Origin of the sequence: Ensifer adhaerens (genome assembly GCF_028993555.1) — a bacterium.
Lineage (GTDB): Bacteria > Pseudomonadota > Alphaproteobacteria > Rhizobiales > Rhizobiaceae > Ensifer > Ensifer adhaerens_I.
The window spans coordinates 2,734,365-2,752,664 of the sequence record NZ_CP118610.1 but is presented as its reverse complement, the minus strand read 5'-3'; the positions used below and the strand labels follow the sequence as shown (position 1 = coordinate 2,752,664).

The 18,300-nt window shown below is 62.6% G+C and carries 15 protein-coding genes; 9 read left to right on the top strand and 6 right to left on the bottom strand.

Annotated features, from left to right (window positions below; all coding sequences use genetic code 11):
- Positions 1-44: 44 nt before the first annotated feature.
- Positions 45-959: a LysR substrate-binding domain-containing protein gene (locus PWG15_RS13470; RefSeq protein ID WP_275020546.1), complete on the bottom strand. Its 915-nt coding sequence runs from the start codon at positions 957-959 to the stop codon at positions 45-47.
- Between the two features lie 12 nt (positions 960-971).
- On the opposite strand from PWG15_RS13470, the gene PWG15_RS13465 reads away from it, so the two are divergent.
- On the top strand, positions 972-1,310 hold the full coding sequence (locus PWG15_RS13465; RefSeq protein ID WP_275020544.1) for a hypothetical protein: 339 nt from the start codon (positions 972-974) through the stop codon (positions 1,308-1,310).
- Positions 1,311-1,328: 18 nt separating this feature from the next.
- Here PWG15_RS13465 and xdhB read toward each other — a convergent pair whose 3' ends face one another.
- From xdhB to PWG15_RS13450, 3 genes are all read right to left on the bottom strand, one after another.
- A complete protein-coding gene (xdhB, locus tag PWG15_RS13460; RefSeq protein ID WP_275020542.1) occupies positions 1,329-3,665 on the bottom strand; it encodes a xanthine dehydrogenase molybdopterin binding subunit in 2,337 nt (778 codons plus the stop codon).
- A gap of 2 nt (positions 3,666-3,667) precedes the next feature.
- Complete coding sequence (gene xdhA, locus PWG15_RS13455; protein ID WP_275020540.1) at positions 3,668-5,143, bottom strand: xanthine dehydrogenase small subunit; 1,476 nt, start codon at positions 5,141-5,143, stop codon at positions 3,668-3,670.
- A gap of 153 nt (positions 5,144-5,296) precedes the next feature.
- The gene (locus PWG15_RS13450) at positions 5,297-6,073 is read right to left on the bottom strand and encodes a 3-hydroxybutyrate dehydrogenase (protein ID WP_275020538.1); all 777 of its coding nucleotides are present in this window, start codon (positions 6,071-6,073) and stop codon (positions 5,297-5,299) included.
- A 258-nt stretch (positions 6,074-6,331) separates the two neighbouring features.
- Between PWG15_RS13450 and glpK the strand changes: the two genes are divergently transcribed.
- From glpK to sbmA, 5 genes are all read left to right on the top strand, one after another.
- Entirely contained in the window at positions 6,332-7,819 is a 1,488-nt protein-coding gene (glpK, locus tag PWG15_RS13445) for a glycerol kinase GlpK (RefSeq protein WP_275020536.1), read from the top strand.
- Between the two features lie 166 nt (positions 7,820-7,985).
- Positions 7,986-9,044 carry an LLM class flavin-dependent oxidoreductase gene (locus tag PWG15_RS13440; protein ID WP_275020534.1) on the top strand — a complete coding sequence of 353 codons (1,059 nt, stop codon included), beginning with the start codon at positions 7,986-7,988 and terminating at the stop codon, positions 9,042-9,044.
- 101 nt (positions 9,045-9,145) lie between these two features.
- The gene (map, locus tag PWG15_RS13435) at positions 9,146-9,895 is read left to right on the top strand and encodes a type I methionyl aminopeptidase (protein WP_275020532.1); all 750 of its coding nucleotides are present in this window, start codon (positions 9,146-9,148) and stop codon (positions 9,893-9,895) included.
- A 288-nt stretch (positions 9,896-10,183) separates the two neighbouring features.
- On the top strand, positions 10,184-11,383 hold the full coding sequence (locus PWG15_RS13430) for an MFS transporter (protein WP_275020530.1): 1,200 nt from the start codon (positions 10,184-10,186) through the stop codon (positions 11,381-11,383).
- A 164-nt stretch (positions 11,384-11,547) separates the two neighbouring features.
- A complete protein-coding gene (sbmA, locus tag PWG15_RS13425; RefSeq protein ID WP_275020527.1) occupies positions 11,548-12,807 on the top strand; it encodes a peptide antibiotic transporter SbmA in 1,260 nt (419 codons plus the stop codon).
- Positions 12,808-12,828: 21 nt separating this feature from the next.
- On the opposite strand, the gene PWG15_RS13420 is transcribed toward sbmA, so the two are convergent.
- The gene (locus PWG15_RS13420; RefSeq protein WP_275020523.1) at positions 12,829-13,836 is read right to left on the bottom strand and encodes a polysaccharide deacetylase family protein; all 1,008 of its coding nucleotides are present in this window, start codon (positions 13,834-13,836) and stop codon (positions 12,829-12,831) included.
- A gap of 225 nt (positions 13,837-14,061) precedes the next feature.
- On the opposite strand from PWG15_RS13420, the gene PWG15_RS13415 reads away from it, so the two are divergent.
- The 3 genes from PWG15_RS13415 (at position 14,062) to der (ending at position 17,261) form a co-directional block, all read left to right on the top strand.
- Positions 14,062-14,649, top strand: a complete 588-nt coding sequence (locus PWG15_RS13415) for an NnrU family protein (RefSeq protein WP_275020521.1) — start codon at positions 14,062-14,064, stop codon at positions 14,647-14,649.
- A gap of 178 nt (positions 14,650-14,827) precedes the next feature.
- On the top strand, positions 14,828-15,496 hold the full coding sequence (locus PWG15_RS13410; RefSeq protein ID WP_275020519.1) for a tetratricopeptide repeat protein: 669 nt from the start codon (positions 14,828-14,830) through the stop codon (positions 15,494-15,496).
- Positions 15,497-15,827: 331 nt separating this feature from the next.
- Positions 15,828-17,261 carry a ribosome biogenesis GTPase Der gene (der, locus tag PWG15_RS13405; RefSeq protein ID WP_275020515.1) on the top strand — a complete coding sequence of 478 codons (1,434 nt, stop codon included), beginning with the start codon at positions 15,828-15,830 and terminating at the stop codon, positions 17,259-17,261.
- 17 nt (positions 17,262-17,278) lie between these two features.
- On the opposite strand, the gene PWG15_RS13400 is transcribed toward der, so the two are convergent.
- Positions 17,279-18,196, bottom strand: a complete 918-nt coding sequence (locus PWG15_RS13400; RefSeq protein ID WP_275020513.1) for a sugar kinase — start codon at positions 18,194-18,196, stop codon at positions 17,279-17,281.
- Positions 18,197-18,300 lie beyond the last annotated feature (104 nt).

The following is an 18,300-nucleotide window of genomic DNA, read 5'->3' as shown; positions in this document are numbered from 1 at the left end:
CCTTGCGCAAAAACGACGGAAGGGAAAAGGGGCTTCTGAGTTCCTCAAGCCCTATTTGCTTGCAGGAACAGCGGCGGGCAGAGTTCGCCGAGAATCCAGTCGCGGAAAATCCGGATCTTCGGCGTGTTGCGGCGGGCATGCGGGTAGGCGAGCCAGTAGTCGCAACCGTCACTGCAGCGCAGATCAAAGGGCTGGTAGAGGCGGCCGAGCGCCACATCATCCGGATAGAATTCCGGTGTCAGGATGGCGACGCCCTGGCCGGCGACGGCCGCGCGCGCCTCGAAGGTCTGTGCGCCGAGCCGGCTGTGCGGCCGCCCCTCGAGGTCGGGATCGTCGACGCCGGCCGCCTTGAACCACATCGGCCACCAAGGGTCGCCGGCATCGATGATGCGAAGCTTCAGCAGGTCGCGCGGTTCGTGCACGCCGCCGATGGTGGCGGCAAGCGCCGGGCTCAGCATCGGGCTAAACTCGACGCGCATCAGCGGATGGGTGTCGAGGCCGGGCCAGACGCCGCCGCCGGAGCGGATCGCGAGATCGGCGGGTTCGCGGCTAAAATCGGTGAGCGAGTCACTCGTCGTCAGGCGTACGGCGATTTTTGGGTGAGCCAGTTGGAAGCTGCCGATGTTGCGGGCGAGCCATTGCGAAGCGAAGGTCGGCGTCGAACTGATCAGGAGTGCACTGTCGATATCGCCGCGGGCATTGGAAACGGCCTCCTGCAGCATTTCGAAGGCTTCGGTCACGCGCGGCGCCATGCGCTGGCCGACGTCGGTCAGCGAAATCTGTCGCGGGCGGCGCAGGAACAACGGCTCGCCGACATTCTCCTCGATCAACTTGACCTGGTAGCTGACGGCGGTCTGGGTCATGCCCAGCTCTTCACCGGCCTTGGTGAAGCTGCCCAGCCTTGCGACCGCCTCGAAGACCCGCAGCGCATTCAGCGGAAACTGCTTCGACATCTTCATGGATAAGTTCTCTTGATGCATGCAGACGGATGTTCGATTGGATTTCGATCCTCCTCCACGGCATCCTTCAAGTCAACTTCCCAAGACGAAACAGGTGCTGAAATGACTTGCGACACTTTCGAACGTACTGAAAGAAAACCACTTCTTTCATTTGAGCCGGTTTCGCGGCTCATGGCCGCCCTGTTCGGCGGCCTCGTTGCCCCCAAGCCGATGCTCGATGTCAACGCTCTCTCCGATCATATCAAGAGAGACATGGGTTTCATGGATGTTCATAACCCGCACCGCGACGACGAGGAGGCCATGGCCAATGCTCGCCGTCTGTTCAGCATCAATGAACTGCCGCGGATCTAGACGCGGGATTGATGGCCGTCAGCGATTTCGCAGACGCTCGACGGCCATCAGCACACGCTCCGGCGTTGCCGGGGCATCGAGGCGCGGGCACTCGCGGTAATCCGCGACACTCGCCACCGCCATCGACAAGGCTTCCAGAACCGAGATCGGCAGCATGAAGGGCGGCTCTCCCACCGCCTTGGAGCGGCCGATGGTCTTCTCGACGTTGCTCGACCATTCGGCAAGCTTGACGTTGAAGATCTTTGGCCGGTCGGAGGCGAGCGGGATCTTGTAGGTGGAGGGGGCGTGGGTGCGAAGCCGGCCCTTGTCGTCCCACCAGAGCTCTTCCGTCGTCAGCCAGCCCATGCCTTGCACGAAGCCGCCCTCGATCTGGCCGATATCGATCGCCGGATTGAGCGAGCGGCCAACATCGTGCAGCACGTCGACGCGGTCAACCATGTACTCGCCTGTCAGCGTGTCGATCGAGACCTCCGAAACGGACGCGCCATAGGCATAGTAATAGAAGGGCGTGCCGCGGCCGCTGGCACGATCCCAGTGGATCTTCGGTGTCTTGTAGTAGCCGGCGGCCGAAAGCTGGATGCGGCCCACATAGGCCTGCTTGATGAATTCGGGGAAGGGGATGAGCTCTTCGCCGATCTTCACGTGGTTTGGCACGAAGCTGACGTTCTCAGGCGTCGTCTGCCAGCGCTCGCAGGCAAAGGCGACCAGCCGTTCCTTGATCTGTCGCGCTGCATCATGAGCGGCCATGCCGTTCAGGTCCGAGCCTGAGGAGGCAGCCGTCGCAGAAGTGTTCGGCACCTTGCCCGTGGTCGTCGCGGTGATGCGCACCCGGTCGAGATCGACCTGGAAACTGTCGGCGATCACCTGGGCCACCTTGATGTAGAGGCCCTGGCCCATCTCGGTGCCGCCATGGTTCAGGTGGATCGAGCCGTCCTGGTAGATATGCACCAGTGCGCCGGCCTGGTTGAAGGCGGTCAGCGTGAAGGAGATTCCGAACTTGACCGGCGTCAGGGCGATGCCCTTGCGGATGACGCGGCTTGTCCTGTTGAAGTCGAGGATCGCCTGCCGGCGCGCCTGATAGTCGGCGCTCTCTTCAAGTTCGGCGACGATCTCAGCGATGATGTTGTCTTCCACCTGCTGGTGATAGGGTGTGATGTCGCGACCGGAACCCTTCTCGCCATAGAAATTCAGCTTGCGGATCTCGAGCGGGTCCTTGCTAAGCTGATAGGCGATCTCCTCGATGATACGCTCGCCGCCGACCATGCCCTGTGGCCCGCCGAAACCGCGATAGGCGGTGTTGGACACCGTGTTGGTCTTCAGCGGCTGCGACGTGAGCTTCACATGCGGATAGAAATAGGAGCTGTCGGCATGGAACAGCGCGCGGTCGGTGACCGGACCGGACAGATCCGACGAATAGCCACAGCGGGCCGCATAGTTGGCGTGAACCGCGTGGATGCGGCCGTCGTCATCGTAGCCGACGTCGTAATCTACGAGAAAATCATGACGCTTGCCGGTTGCGGTCATGTCCTCGTCGCGGTCCGGTCGGAACTTGACGGCGCGATTGAGCTTCTTTGCCGCGACAGCGGCGAGTGCCGCAAACTGGTTGCCTTGCGTCTCCTTGCCGCCAAAGCCGCCGCCCATGCGGCGTACGTTTACCGTCACTGCATTGGAGGGCACGCCGAGCACATGCGAGACCATGTGCTGGATCTCGCTCGGATGCTGGGTAGAGGACCAGACGGTGACCTCGTCGTCCTCGCCAGGGATGGCAAGGGCGATATGGCCTTCGAGGTAGAAATGCTCCTGGCCGCCGATGCGCATGCTGCCCTTCAAGCGCCGTGGCGCCTTCTCCAGTTCTGCTTCGGCATCGCCACGCTGCAGGGTCAGCGGCTGGGTGACGAGTTCACCGCCATGGGCAACGGTATCGAGAATGTCGGTGAAATGCGGCAGGTCGCGATACGTGATCTTTGCGAGCCTTGCCGCCCGGCGGGCAATATCGCGGGTTTCAGCGATTACGGCGAAGGCCGGCTGGCCATGGAACTGGACGAGACCATCGGCAAGCACCGGTTCGTCGTGCAGATGGCTGGGGCTGATGTCGTTGGAATGCGGCATGTCCTTGGCTGTCAGCACGCAGACGACGCCGGGCACGGCGGCGACGGCCGACAGATCCATCGCAGTGATCTCCGCGTGCGCCCGATCGGTCATGCCGAGCGCGCCGTGCAGGGTACCCGTGGGTTCGGGAATGTCGTCGATATAGTCGGCGGTGCCGGAGACATGTTTGTGGGCGCTGTCATGGCGCTGCGAGACATGCATCTCGCCGCGGATCGCCTTGCGTTCCTCGAAAGTGGATTTGTCCATGGCTATCTTTCTCCCGCGGCGTAGCGCACCAACTGTGCGGGCTCTCCGCCGCTTTCCAGGAAGAAACGCATCAAGAGGTTTTTCGCTGCCAGCATGCGATAATCGCTGGTCGCGCGCCAGTCGGTAAGCGGCTGGTAGTCGGTCTCGAAGGCAGCCTGCGCTGCACGAACGGTCTCCTCGTTCCAGGGTTTGCCGATCAGCGCCGCCTCGACGCTTGTGGCGCGTTTCGGTGTAGCGGCCATACCGCCAAAGGCAATGCGAGCGGCCTGGACCACGCCACCATCAACCGACAGACGGAAGGCGCCGAGCAAAGCGGAGATGTCCTCGTCACGGCGTTTGGAGATCTTGTAGGCGGCAAAAAGGTCTTCGGTCGGCAGGCGAGGCACGAAGATGCTTTCGACGAATTCTCCGGGCTGCCGGTCTTGCTTGCCATAGGCGATGAAGAAGTCTTCGAGTAGCAGCGTCCGGCGACCCTTGGTCGAGCGCAGGGTCACGGTGGCGCCAAGCACCATCAGGGGCGGCGGGCTGTCGCCGATCGGCGAGCCGTTGGCGATGTTGCCGCCGATCGTGCCCATGTTGCGGACCTGCTCGCCGCCGATGCGGTTGATCAGCGGGCCAAGGCCGGGGAATGTCCGACTCAGGGCGGCAAAGGCCATGGTGTAGCTGACACCGGCGCCGATGGTCAGGCCCGCCTCGGTCTCTTCGATGCCCTGCAATTCGGCGATGCCGTTGATGAAGATCGCCGGATTGATCGGCCGCATCTGCTTGGTCACCCAGAGGCCGACATCGGTGGAACCGGCAACGACTGTCGCACCCGGATTGTCGGCAAGGGCCTTCGCCAGGCCATCGCCGTCGGCCGGCACGATGAGACAGTGCTCGCCCTGGTGAACGGTGATGGTTTCTGTCGGTGCCAGAGCCCTCAGCCGGGCGGTGATCGTCTCACGTTCGCGGGTGATCGGGTCGAAGAGCTCGGAAGGCCGCGCCTTGGCTGCCGCTTCCGCCGCGCGCACGATCGGCTCGTAGCCGGTGCAACGACAGAGATTGCCCTGCAGCGCTTTTTCGATGTCGGCCCGGCTGGGGTTGTCGTTGCCAAGCCAAAGGCCAAAAAGCGACATAACGAAACCCGGCGTGCAGAAACCGCATTGCGAGCCGTGGAAATCGACCATCGCCTGCTGCACCGGATGCAATGTGCCGTCCGGGCCGGCGAGATGCTCGACGGTGACGACATGGGTTGCCTGCAGCGAGCCCAAGAAGCGGATGCAGGCATTGACGCCTTCATAGACGAGACGGTCGCCGGCGATCCGGCCGACGAGCACGGTGCAGGCGCCGCAGTCACCTTCCGCGCAGCCTTCCTTGGTGCCGGTCAGCCGGCGATCGAGCCGCAGATAGTCGAGCAGCGTCGCGGTCGGCGCGATATCGGAAAGCGCGACCTCGCGGTCGTTGAGGATGAAGCTGATGCTTCCGTTCGGCTGGGGCATGCCATTCATTCCCTACGGCTGCTGCATTACCTGAAATCACTTTGATCTTAGGTGGTTATGCAGAAAAGCAAAGGGCCGAACAGACTTTTGCACGCCATGCTGCCGGCGCGCGCGCCAGCAAGCGCGCGCTACCATCGTGCCCGATGCTGTCCGCTATTGCGCCGTCCAGCCGCCGTCCATGGACACATGGGTGCCGGTGATCTGTGCGGCGTCCTCGCCGGCGAGATAGACGGCAAGCGCTGCGACCTGTTCGACGGTGATGAACTTCTTCGTCGGCTGGCCCTTCAGCATCACGTCGTTGATCACCTGCTGCTCGGTGATGCCGCGGGTGCGCGCCTGGTCCGGGATCTGTTTTTCGACAAGCGGCGTCAGCACGTAGCCGGGGCAGATCGAATTGGCGGTGATGCCGCTTTCGGCAACCTCGAGAGCGACGGTCTTGGTCAGGCCGAGAACGCCGTGCTTGGCGGCGACGTAAGCCGCCTTGAAGGGCGAGGCGACGAGACCGTGAGCCGAGGCGATGTTGATGATGCGGCCCCAGCCCTTCGCCTTCATGCCGGGAATGGCGGCGCGAATGGTGTGGAACGAGGAGGAGAGGTTGATCGCGATGATGCGATCCCATTGCTCGATCGGGAAATCTTCGACCTTTTCGACATACTGGATGCCGGCATTGTTGACGAGGATATCGACGCTGCCGAAGCGCTCAGTCGCAGTCGTGATCAGGTCGGCGATCTCGGCGGGCTTCGTCATGTCGGCACCGTGATACGCGACCGTCCCGCTCGTCAGCGCGCTGACCTCGTCCGTTGCCTTTTTGATTTCGTCCGGGCTGCCGAAGCCGTTCAGCACGATATTGGCGCCGCCCTTGGCGAAGGCCTTGGCGATCGCAAGCCCGATGCCGCTCGTCGAACCGGTGATGACCGCTGTTTTCGTCATTGCTTCTCTCTCCCTTTGCGGCGCCGCGGACTGCCTTTGCTGCGGCGCAACAGCGCCAGCCTACGCGTAAAACGACGGCGCTGACAATTGTGTTTTTCACCTTGCGGACGCAGAGTTCGTGCCGGGGAGTGACGCAGCGCTTTGTTGCGTTTTGTTTTCGTTTGACATTCGTTTTGCCATCGTATTGAAGTTTTCGAAATGAGAGATCCCGCCCTCGAGGACGGGTGAACAAATATGCGCGTGGCCGGGGAGGGGCATATGAGCGGATACATTCTCGCGATCGATCAGGGTACGACCTCAAGCCGGGCGATCATCTTCGACGGCAAGCAGCAGATCGCCGGTGCCGGCCAGAAGGAATTCAAACAGCATTTCCCGAAATCCGGCTGGGTCGAGCACGATCCCGAGGAAATCTGGCAGACCGTCCTTTCGACCGTCGAGGAGGCGATCGCCAAGGCAGGCATCACCGCCGGCGACCTTTCAGCCATCGGCATCACCAACCAGCGCGAGACCGTCGTCGTCTGGGATCGCGAGACAGGCAATCCGATCCACAACGCGATCGTCTGGCAGGACCGCCGCACCGCGTCCTATTGTGACAGGCTGAAGAAGCAGGGGCTGGAAAAGACCTTCACCCGGAAGACCGGCCTGCTGCTCGATCCCTATTTCTCCGGCACCAAGCTCAACTGGCTCTTGACCAATGTGGACAGGGCACAGGCCCGCGCATCCAAAGGTGAACTCTGCTTCGGCACGATCGACACCTTCCTCATCTGGCGGCTGACCGGCGGCCAGTCTTTCGTCACCGACGCGACCAACGCCTCGCGCACGCTGCTTTACAACATTGCCGAGAATGCCTGGGACGACGAGCTGCTGAAGATCCTCAAGGTTCCGCGCGCCATGCTGCCCGAGGTCAAGGATTGCGCCGCCGATTTCGGCGTCACCGATCCGGCGATCTTCGGCGCGGCGATCCCGATCCTCGGCGTTGCCGGCGACCAGCAGGCGGCGACGATCGGCCAGGCCTGCTTCAAGCCGGGCATGCTGAAATCCACCTATGGCACCGGCTGCTTCGCGCTGCTCAACACCGGCAAGGACATGGTGCGCTCCAAGAACCGGCTGCTCACCACCATTGCCTACCGGCTGGACGGCGAAACCACCTATGCGCTCGAAGGCTCGATCTTCGTTGCCGGTGCCGCCGTGCAGTGGCTGCGCGATGGGCTGAAGGTGATCAAGGCGGCTCCCGACACCGGAACACTGGCCGAAAGCGCCGATCCGACGCAGGAAGTCTATCTGGTGCCAGCCTTTACCGGGCTTGGCGCGCCGCACTGGGACCCGGATGCGCGCGGCGCGATCTTCGGCATGACCCGCAATACCGGTCCGGCGGAGTTTGCCCGCGCCGCGCTTGAAGCCGTCTGCTACCAGACGCGTGACCTGCTGGAAGCGATGCACAAGGACTGGCGCAACAACGGCAAGGAAACGGTGCTGCGTGTCGATGGCGGCATGGTCGCCTCCGACTGGACGATGCAGCGGCTCTCCGACCTGCTCGATGCGCCGGTCGACAGGCCCGTCATTCTGGAGACGACCGCGCTCGGCGTCGCCTGGCTTGCCGGCAGCCGCGCTGGCGTCTGGCCGAAGCAGGAAGAGTTTGCCAAGTCCTGGGCGCGGGACTATCGCTTCGAACCGGCCATGGACGAGAAGACACGCAAGACCAAACTCAGGGGATGGCGCAATGCCGTCAAACGCACCCTGAGCTAAGGGCTGAGACGGAGGGCGGATTTCGCCCCATCGCCCGTTTCCCGCCAATCATCCGACACAGGCTCCATTCATGCTCATCCGGGAAACACAGCGTTTCCCGGATGAGCATTTGCTGCTCCCGCGCGCGCCAACTATCTGTTGTGCAAACAGAAACAGGACGGGCATCATGGAACTCGGGCTTTACACATTCGCGGATGTCGATCCGAATGCGCAGGACAAGGGCAGGGAAGGGCAACGCCGCCTCAAGAACCTCATCGAAGAAATCGAGCTTGCCGATCAGGTCGGCCTCGACGTTTTCGGGCTCGGCGAACATCACCGTCCGGATTATGCGGCCTCCGCGCCGGCGGTCATTCTGGCCGCTGCTGCCGCCAAGACGAAGAACATACGGCTGACCAGCGCCGTGACGGTGTTGAGCTCCGACGATCCGGTGCGCGTCTTCCAGCAATTTTCGACGCTGGACCTGATCTCCAACGGCCGGGCCGAGATCATGGCGGGCCGCGGGTCCTTCATCGAATCCTTCCCGTTGTTCGGCCAGTCGCTCGACGACTACGACCAGCTCTTTGCCGAGAAGCTCGATCTGCTGATGGCGGTGCGTGAGAGCGAGAAAGTCTCATGGGCGGGCGAGATGCGGCCGGCGATCCACGATCGCGGCGTCTATCCGCGGCCGCTGCAGGAGGTGCTGCCGCTCTGGATCGCCGTTGGCGGCACGCCGCAATCGGTGGCGCGTGCCGGTGCGCTCGGCCTGCCGGTGGCGCTTGCCATCATCGGCGGCGAGCCGCGGCGGTTTGCGCCGCTGTTCGATCTCTATCGTGAAGCCGCGCGCCGGGCCGGTCAGGATCCGACGAGGCTGAAGACCAGCATCAACGTGCATGGCTTCATTGCCGACACGTCAGACCTAGCCGCAGACCAGTTCTACGGGCCGCAGGCGGAAGTGATGAACCGCATCGGCCGCGAGCGCGGCTGGGGACCGACGAACCGGGCGCATTTCGACCAGGCGCGCGGGCCGAATGGCAATCTCTTCCTCGGCGACCCGGAAACGGTGGCGGAAAAGATCGTCGAGAACTGGAAGCTCTTCCGCAACGATCGCTTCCTGCTGCAGATGGCGATCGGGCCGATGCCGCACGACCAGATCATGCGTGGCATCGAGCTCTACGGCACCAAAGTCGCACCCTTGGTGCGCAAGGCCGTGGCAGAAGAGCAGACCGCGGCACCGGTCGCCGTCTGATCATTCGAAGGCCGGGGCGCGCGGCTTGCTCCCGGCCTTCCGCTCGGTGCTGGCATAACGTGCAATGACACGCTACATGTGAGCGCGAAAGCGAGACACGCATGACCCTCAACAACGAAGAAGATCTGCTACGGCTGAAGGAAATCGGCCGCATCTGCGCCAATGCGCTGCAGGCGATGGGCGAGGCGCTGGAGCCCGGCATCACCACGGCGGAACTGGATGCGATCGGCCGCAAGGTGCTGGAAGAGGCCGGCGCGCGCTCCGCGCCCGAGCTCTGCTACAATTTTCCCGGCGCCACCTGCATCAGCGTCAACGAGGAAATCGCCCATGGCATTCCCGGCAGCCGGGTGATCCAGGCGGGTGATCTCGTCAACATCGACGTGTCGGCCGAGAAGGACGGCATCTTCGCCGACACCGGCGCGTCGTTCCCAGTGCCGCCGGTCACCGCCGCGATCGACCGGCTCTGCCGCGACGGCAAGCGGGCGATGTGGGTGGGATTGAAGCAGGTTCGCCCCGATCAGCCGCTGGCTGCGATCGGCAACGCCATCGGCGACTTCGCTCGCAAGAACCGCTATTCGCTCGTCACTAATCTCGCCAGTCACGGCATCGGCCGTTCGCTGCATGAAGAGCCGACCGAGATCGCCACCTGGCCGGATCCGCGCGAACGTCGCCGGATGACCGACGGCATGGTCTTCACCGTCGAACCTTTCCTGTCCATGGGCGCGCAATGGGCCGAAGGCGGCAACGACGACTGGACGCTCTACAGCGATCCGCGCGCGCCGACGGTGCAATACGAGCACACCGTCGTCGTCACGCGCGGCGGGCCGCTGGTGGTGACGCTGCCAGGCTAAAGCAATCCCAGGAAAAGTGCGAAGCGGTTTTCCGTCCGGGATTGCGGGTCTCAAAGCAATCCCAGGAAAAGTGCGAAGCGGTTTTCCGTTGGGGATTGCGAGGGGGAAAATCAATCCCGGGAAAAGGTGCGAGGCGGTTCTTCGTCTGGTACCGGTCAATGGCGTCAAACGATTCAGGCGTGCATCCTATTGGAGCTTATTGGAATTCCGGCCATCGTTCGATTTTCTCAATAGGTCCTTCAATTATTGTCGTTTGTGATCTCTCGTGTTGCGGCGCAATAAAATGGCATGACCACGCTCGACAGACCGCTTCAAACCAGTATCTCCGCCACGGCAACCGCCGGCGCCATTGCCATGGCCGTCGCCATGGGCTTTGGCCGTTTCTCGTACACGCCCATTCTGCCGGCGATGATGAGCGATCTCGGCCTTTCTCCCGGTGACGCCGGCCTCATCGCTTCGGCCAACTTCGTCGGCTATCTCGCCGGTGCGATCCTTGCCGCCTACGGCTGGGCTCATGGGCATGAACGCCGGATCGGCCTTGCGGCACTCGTTGCCACGACGGTGCTTTTGGCGGCGATGGGACTTTCGTCTTCCGTCTTTGTGCTGGCACTTATCCGGTTCCTTGCCGGGCTTGCCAGCGCCTTTGCGATGATCTTCGTCTCCGGCATCGTGCTTGGCCATGGCTTGCTTGCACGATCGGAGCATGTGCCTGCCGTCCATTTTGGCGGGGTCGGCCTCGGCATTGCATTTTCGTCGCTCTGCGTCTGGGCAAATCCGCTTGCCGGCCATGGCGGCTTGACGACCTCCATGGGCGACTGGTTCACCGGGGCACTGGTTGGATTGATCGGAACCATAGTCGTCGCCGCAATTCTGCCGGGCGTTCCTTCCACCGGCACCGGCCCGGTGCGGGAAAAGCCGCTTCGCTGGACGCGGCCGCTGACGGTGGTGACGTTCACCTACGCGCTCTTCGGCTTCGGTTACGTGATCACCGCCACCTTCCTCGTGGCCATGGCGCGCGACCCGAGCGGCGGTCACAGCATCGAGTTTCTCGCCTGGCTGCTGACGGGCCTTGCCGCCGCGTTGTCCGTCTATCTCTGGCGCTTTGCCGTCCCGCGTTTCGGCCTTGCCGGCGTCTATGCGATCGGCCTTTTGGTCGAGGCGGTGGGCCTGGTGCTGACGGTCGGCCTGCCCTTGCCGTACGCTCCGCTTGCCGGCGGCCTGATGCTCGGTGCGACATTCATGATGATCACCGCCTACGGCCTGCAGATCGGCCGGCAGCTCGCACCGGAAAGCCCGCGCAAGGCACTGGCGCTGATGACGGCCGCCTTCGGTATCGGCCAGATCATCGGTCCGCTGGTCGCCGGTTGGTTGGCGGAACGGACCGGCAGCTTCTCTGCACCGACCCTGATTGCCGCGGTCGTTCTCTTCCTTTGCGGCGGCGTTATCCTTGCCGAACTGAAGCGGATTTCCGCGGCGCTAAGGGGCTGACGGTTGCTCTTGGTGGCGCCGAAAATGGCCCCGTTCGCCACGGCTCTCCCGGATGAAATAACAGTAACGTTTACATTACCCGATTGTTGATGACGGCGCTTTGCCCTAGTTTCGGCGCTTCGGGAGGCGAGTTGTTCTCCTCCTCCGAAACGAGAGTGCCGCACTTGTTCCTATCCTTCTTCCCGAAGCCGAAGCTCTTCTTCATTTCCTTCGTCGTCTGGTCGCTGATTGCCATCGCCTTCTGGTATGGCGAAGGCGAGCAACTGGGCGCCGTCTTCGGCATGCCGCCCCTGCCATCGGACGCGCCGCCGATAGTCGGCATCTCTGCCTTCTGGTCTCCGGCCTTCATCTGGTTCTATATCTACTTCGCGCTGGTCACCGGGTTGTTTGCGGCCTTCTGGTACGTCTATTCACCGCATCGCTGGCAGAATTGGTCGATCCTCGGATCTGCTCTCATCCTCTTCGTGACTTATTTTCAGGTGCAGGTGAGTGTCGCCATCAACAACTGGTACGGCCCGTTCTGGGACCTGATCCAGGCCGCGGTTTCCAAGTCGAAGGTCGTTACTGCGGACGAGTTCTACGGTGAAATCGCGGTCTTCCTCGCGATCGCGCTCGTTGCCGTTGCCGTCGCCGTCATGACCCGCTTCTTCGTCAGCCACTATATCTTCCGTTGGCGCACGGCGATGAACGAGTATTACATGGTCCACTGGGGCAAACTGCGTCACATCGAAGGTGCCTCGCAGCGTGTGCAGGAAGACACCATGCGCTTTTCCACGACCGTGGAAGGTCTAGGCGTCAGCCTGATCGATAGCGTCATGACGCTGATCGCCTTCACGCCGGTGCTGATCCGGCTATCCGCCAACGTCACCGAGCTGCCGATCGTCGGGGCCATTCCGTATCCGCTAGTTACCGCTGCGGTGCTCTGGTCGCTGTTCGGTACCGTGTTTCTCGCCGTCGTCGGTATCAAACTGCCCGGACTGGAGTTTCGCAACCAGCGCGTCGAGGCGGCCTACCGCAAAGAACTGGTCTACGGCGAAGATCATTCCGACCGTGCACAGCCGCCGACGGTTGCCGAACTCTTTGAAAACGTTCGCCGCAACTATTTCCGGCTCTACTTCCACTATCTCTATTTTAACATCGCGCGCATCTTTTACTTGCAGATCAACAATATCTTCTCGCTGCTGATCCTGGCGCCGTCGATTATTGCCGGCAAGATCACGCTCGGCGCGTTGAACCAGATCTCTGGCGCTTTCGGCCAGGTCACCTCGTCGTTCCAATATCTGGTTTCGTCCTGGCCGACGATCGTCGAGCTCCTGTCGATCTACAAACGTCTGCGCGCATTCGAAGCAACGATCGATGATGAGCCACTTCCCGAAATCGATAAGAAGTTCATCGAGGTTGGTGGTGAAGAGGAACTGGCCTGAGCCATTCCAAACAGGTAGCAATCAGAAGGCGGAGCGACCCGCCTTCTTTTTTGCCTGCTCGATGACGGGCAGCGCCTGGGCATAGCTGACACAGGCAACGTCGGGCTTGCCGCAGACTTCCGAGAGCAGGCGATCGAGGGCGCGCCAGTAGGCGCCGCCGTTCATCTCGACGAAGTGAAAGCCGAGCTGCAAGGGAATGCGGTCGCCGCCATATTCGCGGTCGAAGGCTTTGCGATAGGCCTCGTAGGTGCGCTCCTCGAAGCGGGCGCTGTCCTTCTTGTTCTCGACACCCATCGAGTGGCGGACAAAGAGATTGTAGTCCATGCCGATGACCGGGCGTTGCGTCGGTCCCTCGGGGATCAGTGGCAGGCCAAAGCGCGGCAACCCGTCCTTGCTCGTCGGCCAGCCCGGTCCCTTGGTCACCAGGCTAGCGTCATAGGTGAAGTTTGCCGCCTTCAGCGCCGGCAGCAGGCCATCGCTCAGGGACAGGTAGGGGGCACGGAAGCCCTTGATGCCGGTCCGGGCGAATTTTGCCCAGCCCGCGGGCTCGGCCTCTGGCTTGCCCGCCTTCTTCCAGGCATCAGCGAGCGCCGTGTCGAAGGTCGAAAACTCGCTTTGCCAGTCCGCCTTGCTCCAGCCCTTGCCGTCGAAATGGCCGCAGGCGTGGCTGGCGATGTCGTGGCCATCAAGATGGGCCTGCCAGATATGGCCGGCACGCGCTGCGATCTCCTCGCGGCTCTGGGCAAAGCCGACATTCGACCGGCCGGGCTTCTGGCCCGGCGGCCTGTAGATCTCCTTGCCGTCGGTCCTCGTCATCAGGAAGGTGCAGGAAAGGAAATAAGTGAAATGCGCGCCGGTGCGCTTGGCCATCGCCAGGCTCTTTTCCCAAAGCGCGTTGTCGTGCGCGCCATCGAAGGAAACGATGACGAGTTGCTGGTCAGCGGCGGGGACGGTGGCCGGCGTCGCCGGTTCTGCCCGCGAAAGTGCAGGAACCAGGGCAAGGGAAAGGGCGATGGATGTACGGATCATGATCAACTGCAGCGATGAATTTTTGTCGCAGATGGTTCGAAATTGCGGCAATCCTTTGATCGGGCTGGAAAAAAGACGCCATCAAGGCTACTCCATAGCAACCTGGACCGGAATCGGTCAAAGGGCGAATGACATAGAAAATCAAAGAGCTACAGCGACTCAAGCGCGCCAGATCCGGCACGCGGCGCTGTCTCGGTCCGGTATCACGAACAAAGCGGTGGCCCCATGGCGATACTCGTTCTCGGCATCATCATCTTTCTCGGCATGCATCTCATCCGCGTGGTCGCGCCCGGCTTTCGCGCCGGAATCATCGAGAGTCGCGGCAAGGGCACCTGGATGGGGATCTATGCAATCCTCAGCCTCATCGGCCTCTGTCTGATCATCTATGGCTTTGGCCAGGCGCGCGGCGAAACGGGCATGCTCTACAATCCGCCGGTGTTCCTGCGCCACATCGCGCTTCTCCTGATGCTCTTCGCCTTCGTCTTTCTTGCAGCCGGCTTCCTGCCGGCGGGCCGAATTGCGGTGGCGGTCAAGCATCCGCAGGTCCTGTCGATCAAGATCTGGGCGCTGGCGCATCTGCTGGCGAATGGCGAGACGTCCTCCGTCCTGCTGTTCGGCTCGTTTCTCGCCTGGGCGGTGATCCTGCGCATCTCGCTGAAACGCCGCGAGCGGGCAGGCGAGCGCGTGCTGCCGGTGTTCAAGTCATCGACGAACGATGTGCTCGCCATCGTCATCGGTCTCGTCGCCTACGTACTCTTCGTCTGGAAGCTTCACGAGTGGTTGATCGGCGTTGCGCCGGTGGTGATGGGCTAAATAACGCCAGCCCCCTTACAAGCGCCGCAAAATCGGGTAGAAGGCGCAAAATCCATGAGAGTGTGGCATGTCCTCAAGGGGTGTGCCGCACATGCTCGAAAAGTTTGAGATCGTGTGCTGTTCCCGTCGGTGGCGGTTCGAACGGCGCACCAGTGGGCACGCAAGGCCGGGGCAGTAGATGGCGAACCAAGACGACAGCTTTATCCGCGAGGTCAATGAGGAACTGCGTTCCGACCAGATGAAGAGCATCTGGGCGCGTTTCGGCGGTGTCATCGCAGCGATCGCCGTGCTTATCGTTCTCGGCACGATCGGCAAGGTCGGGTTCGACTACTGGCAGGAGGGGGCATCCTCCAAGTCGGGCGATGCCTTCCTGCAGGCGCTCAACCTCGCCAAGGAAAACAAGACGGACGAGGCGCTTGTCGCCTTGAACGCGCTGGAAAAGGACGGCTACGGCGCCTATCCGGTGCTGGCCCGTCTGCGCGCCGCAACGCTGCAGGCACAGAAGGGTGAAACCGACGCGGCAGTGAAGGCATTCTCCGCCATCGGCAAGGACGGCAGCGTTCCGGCTGCCATCCAGGAAGCGGCGCGGCTGCGTGCGGCCTATCTGCTCGTTGACGCTGGCAGCTACGATCAGGTCTCGGCAGAAGTCGAGCAGCTTGCGACGCCGCAGAACAACATGCGCCACTCGGCCCGCGAAGCGCTTGGTCTCGCAGCCTACAAGGCCGGCGACTACGCCAAGGCGAAGACCTGGTTCCAGCAAATCGTCGACGACACGCAGAGCCCGCGCAACATCACCGGTCGCGCCCAGATGCTGCTCGACGTGATTGCGGCCAGCGGCAAGGCCTAAGGTTTTCGCCCATCCCCCGTGGATGGGCACAGGGTGCAAGACCCTTTCGAATCAGCGCATGATCCCAAAATCGATCTCGATCTTGGGGTTGTGCGCTAAAGCATTTAAAGCAGTTCCAGCAAACGTGCTCAGGCGGTTTTGCGTCCGGAATTGTGAAAGACAGACAAGCAATTCCAGCAAAAGTGCTTAAGCGGTTTTGCGTCTGGAATTGTCTGAAACAATCGAAACGGTTCCTGGCGGAACCGGCGCCGCCTGGATGCGGCGGAAAACAGGATTTGAGCGCGACCCGACCAGTCGGCTTTCGCGCTCCAAGCGGAAACGGAATAGATCCATGAGCTTCACCGTCGCCATCGTCGGGCGTCCCAATGTCGGCAAGTCCACCTTGTTCAACCGTCTGGTCGGCAAGAAGCTGGCGCTCGTCGACGATACGCCGGGTGTTACCCGTGACCGCCGGCCGGGCGATGCCAAGCTCATCGATCTGCGCTTCCGCATCATCGACACGGCCGGTCTCGAGCAATCGGCTCCGGACACCCTGCAGGGCCGCATGTGGGCGCAGACCGAAGCTGCGATCGATGAAGCCGATCTGTCGCTGTTTCTGGTCGACGCCAAGGGCGGCCTGACGCCGGCCGACGAGACGCTCGCCGAAATGCTGCGTCGCCGCGGCAAGCCGGTGGTTCTCGTCGCCAACAAGTCCGAGGCGCGCGGCTCCGACGGCGGCTTCTACGATGCCTTCACGCTTGGCCTCGGTGAGCCTTGCCCGATCTCGGCCGAACACGGGCAGGGCATGCTCGATCTGCGTGACGCGATCGTTGCTGCGATCGGCGAAGAGCGGGCCTTCCCGCCGGAGGATGACGTCGCCGAGACCGACATCGATCTGCGTCCGACGTTCAAGGACGAAGACGGCGAAGAGGAAGAGGCCGAGGCGGCCTATGACGAGACCAAGCCGCTGCGCGTGGCGATCGTCGGCCGTCCGAACGCCGGCAAGTCAACGCTGATCAACCGCTTCCTCGGCGAAGATCGTCTGCTGACCGGCCCGGAAGCCGGCATCACCCGTGATTCCATCTCGGTGGAATGGGACTGGCGCGGCCGCACCATCAAGATGTTTGACACCGCCGGCATGCGCCGCAAGGCCAAGGTTCAGGAAAAGCTCGAAAAGCTCTCGGTTGCCGACGCACTGCGCGCCATTCGTTTCGCCGAGACTGTTGTCATCGTCTTCGACGCAACCATCCCCTTCGAAAAGCAGGACCTGCAGATCGTCGATCTCGTCCTGCGTGAGGGCAGGGCGGCGGTGCTTGCCTTCAACAAGTGGGATCTGGTCGAGGACTGGCAGGCGGTACTTGCCGATCTGCGCGAAAAGACCGAGCGGCTCCTGCCGCAGGCGCGCGGCATCCGCGCCGTGCCGATTTCCGGCCACACCGGCTACGGCCTCGACCGGTTGATGCAGGCGATCATCGAGACGGACAAGACCTGGAACCGCCGCATCTCGACCGCGCGGCTCAATCGCTGGCTGGAATCGCAGACGATTCAGCATCCGCCACCGGCCGTGTCCGGTCGCCGCCTGAAATTGAAGTACATGACGCAGGTGAAAGCCCGTCCGCCGGGTTTCATGATCTCGTGCACCCGTCCCGACGCGCTGCCGGAATCCTACGTCCGCTACCTGATCAACGGCCTGCGCAACGACTTCGACCTGCCGGGCGTGCCGATCCGCATGCACTTCCGCTCAGGCGACAACCCCTACGAGTCCAAGGCGAAGAAGCGCCGTTAGGCGCTTCCTTCTTCGGCTCAGGCCGCAGGCAGCTTTTCTTTGGCAACTAGCGCGCCATGGTGACCGATGACGCCGGCAGCGACACTTGCCGCGAAGGCGGCGGCTTCTACCGGCGTGTCGCCTGCGACAAGCCTGGCAACGAACGCGCCGTTGAAGCTGTCGCCGGCGCTGGTCGTATCGACGACGCGTTCGACCGGCGTCGCCGGCACATGTTCGGCCGCAGCATCGCCGAAGGCGAGCGTGACGCCCTTCTCGCCATCTTTCACGACGACATTGGCAGCGCCGAGGCTCTTGTAGCGCGCAATCGTCGCCTCGATCGAAGCGTCACCGAAATGGGTGACCTCATCGTCGAAGCTCGGCATGACGAGGGTTGCGGCGCGGGCGCCATCGGTCAGCGTCCGGCGCATGCGCTCGGCGTCGTCCCAGAGGCGCGGGCGGATGTTGGGGTCGAAAACCACCAGCTTTCCGGCAGCCTTGGCACGGCGCAGTTCCGACAGCAGCGTTTCCACTGCGTCGGGCGCCAGGATCGCCAGCGTGATGCCGGAATAGAGGATGAGGTCGGAGCCCTCGATCGCGCTTCTCAGATGATCGGCATCGTCGGCAAGCAGCTTGGCCGCCGAGTGGGAGCGCCAGTAGGAAAAGCTGCGCTCGCCGTCCTTCAGGTGGATCATGTAGAGCCCGGCCGAGCGGCTCTCGATCCGACGCACCGCTGACGTGTCGATTGCCTTTTCCGCCATGAAGGCCAGCATCTCGTCGGAGACCGTGTCTGTGCCGACGGCGGAGCAATAGCCGACGGTCCAGTCAGCAGGCATGAAGAGGCGAGCATAGTAGGCGGCATTGAAGGTGTCGCCGGCATAGCCTTTGCGCAGCAGTCCGCCTTCTGCCTGCATGAGTTCAACCATGCACTCCCCGATCGCAAGCATCTTCCCGGCCAACGACTTTCCTCCTCACAAGATTTCGCCTGAGACGGGATAAGGGGCTCGGCCGCCTACGGCAAGAGATTGTTTCCGCTGGCCCTCGCGGCGGAACCGATCGGCGT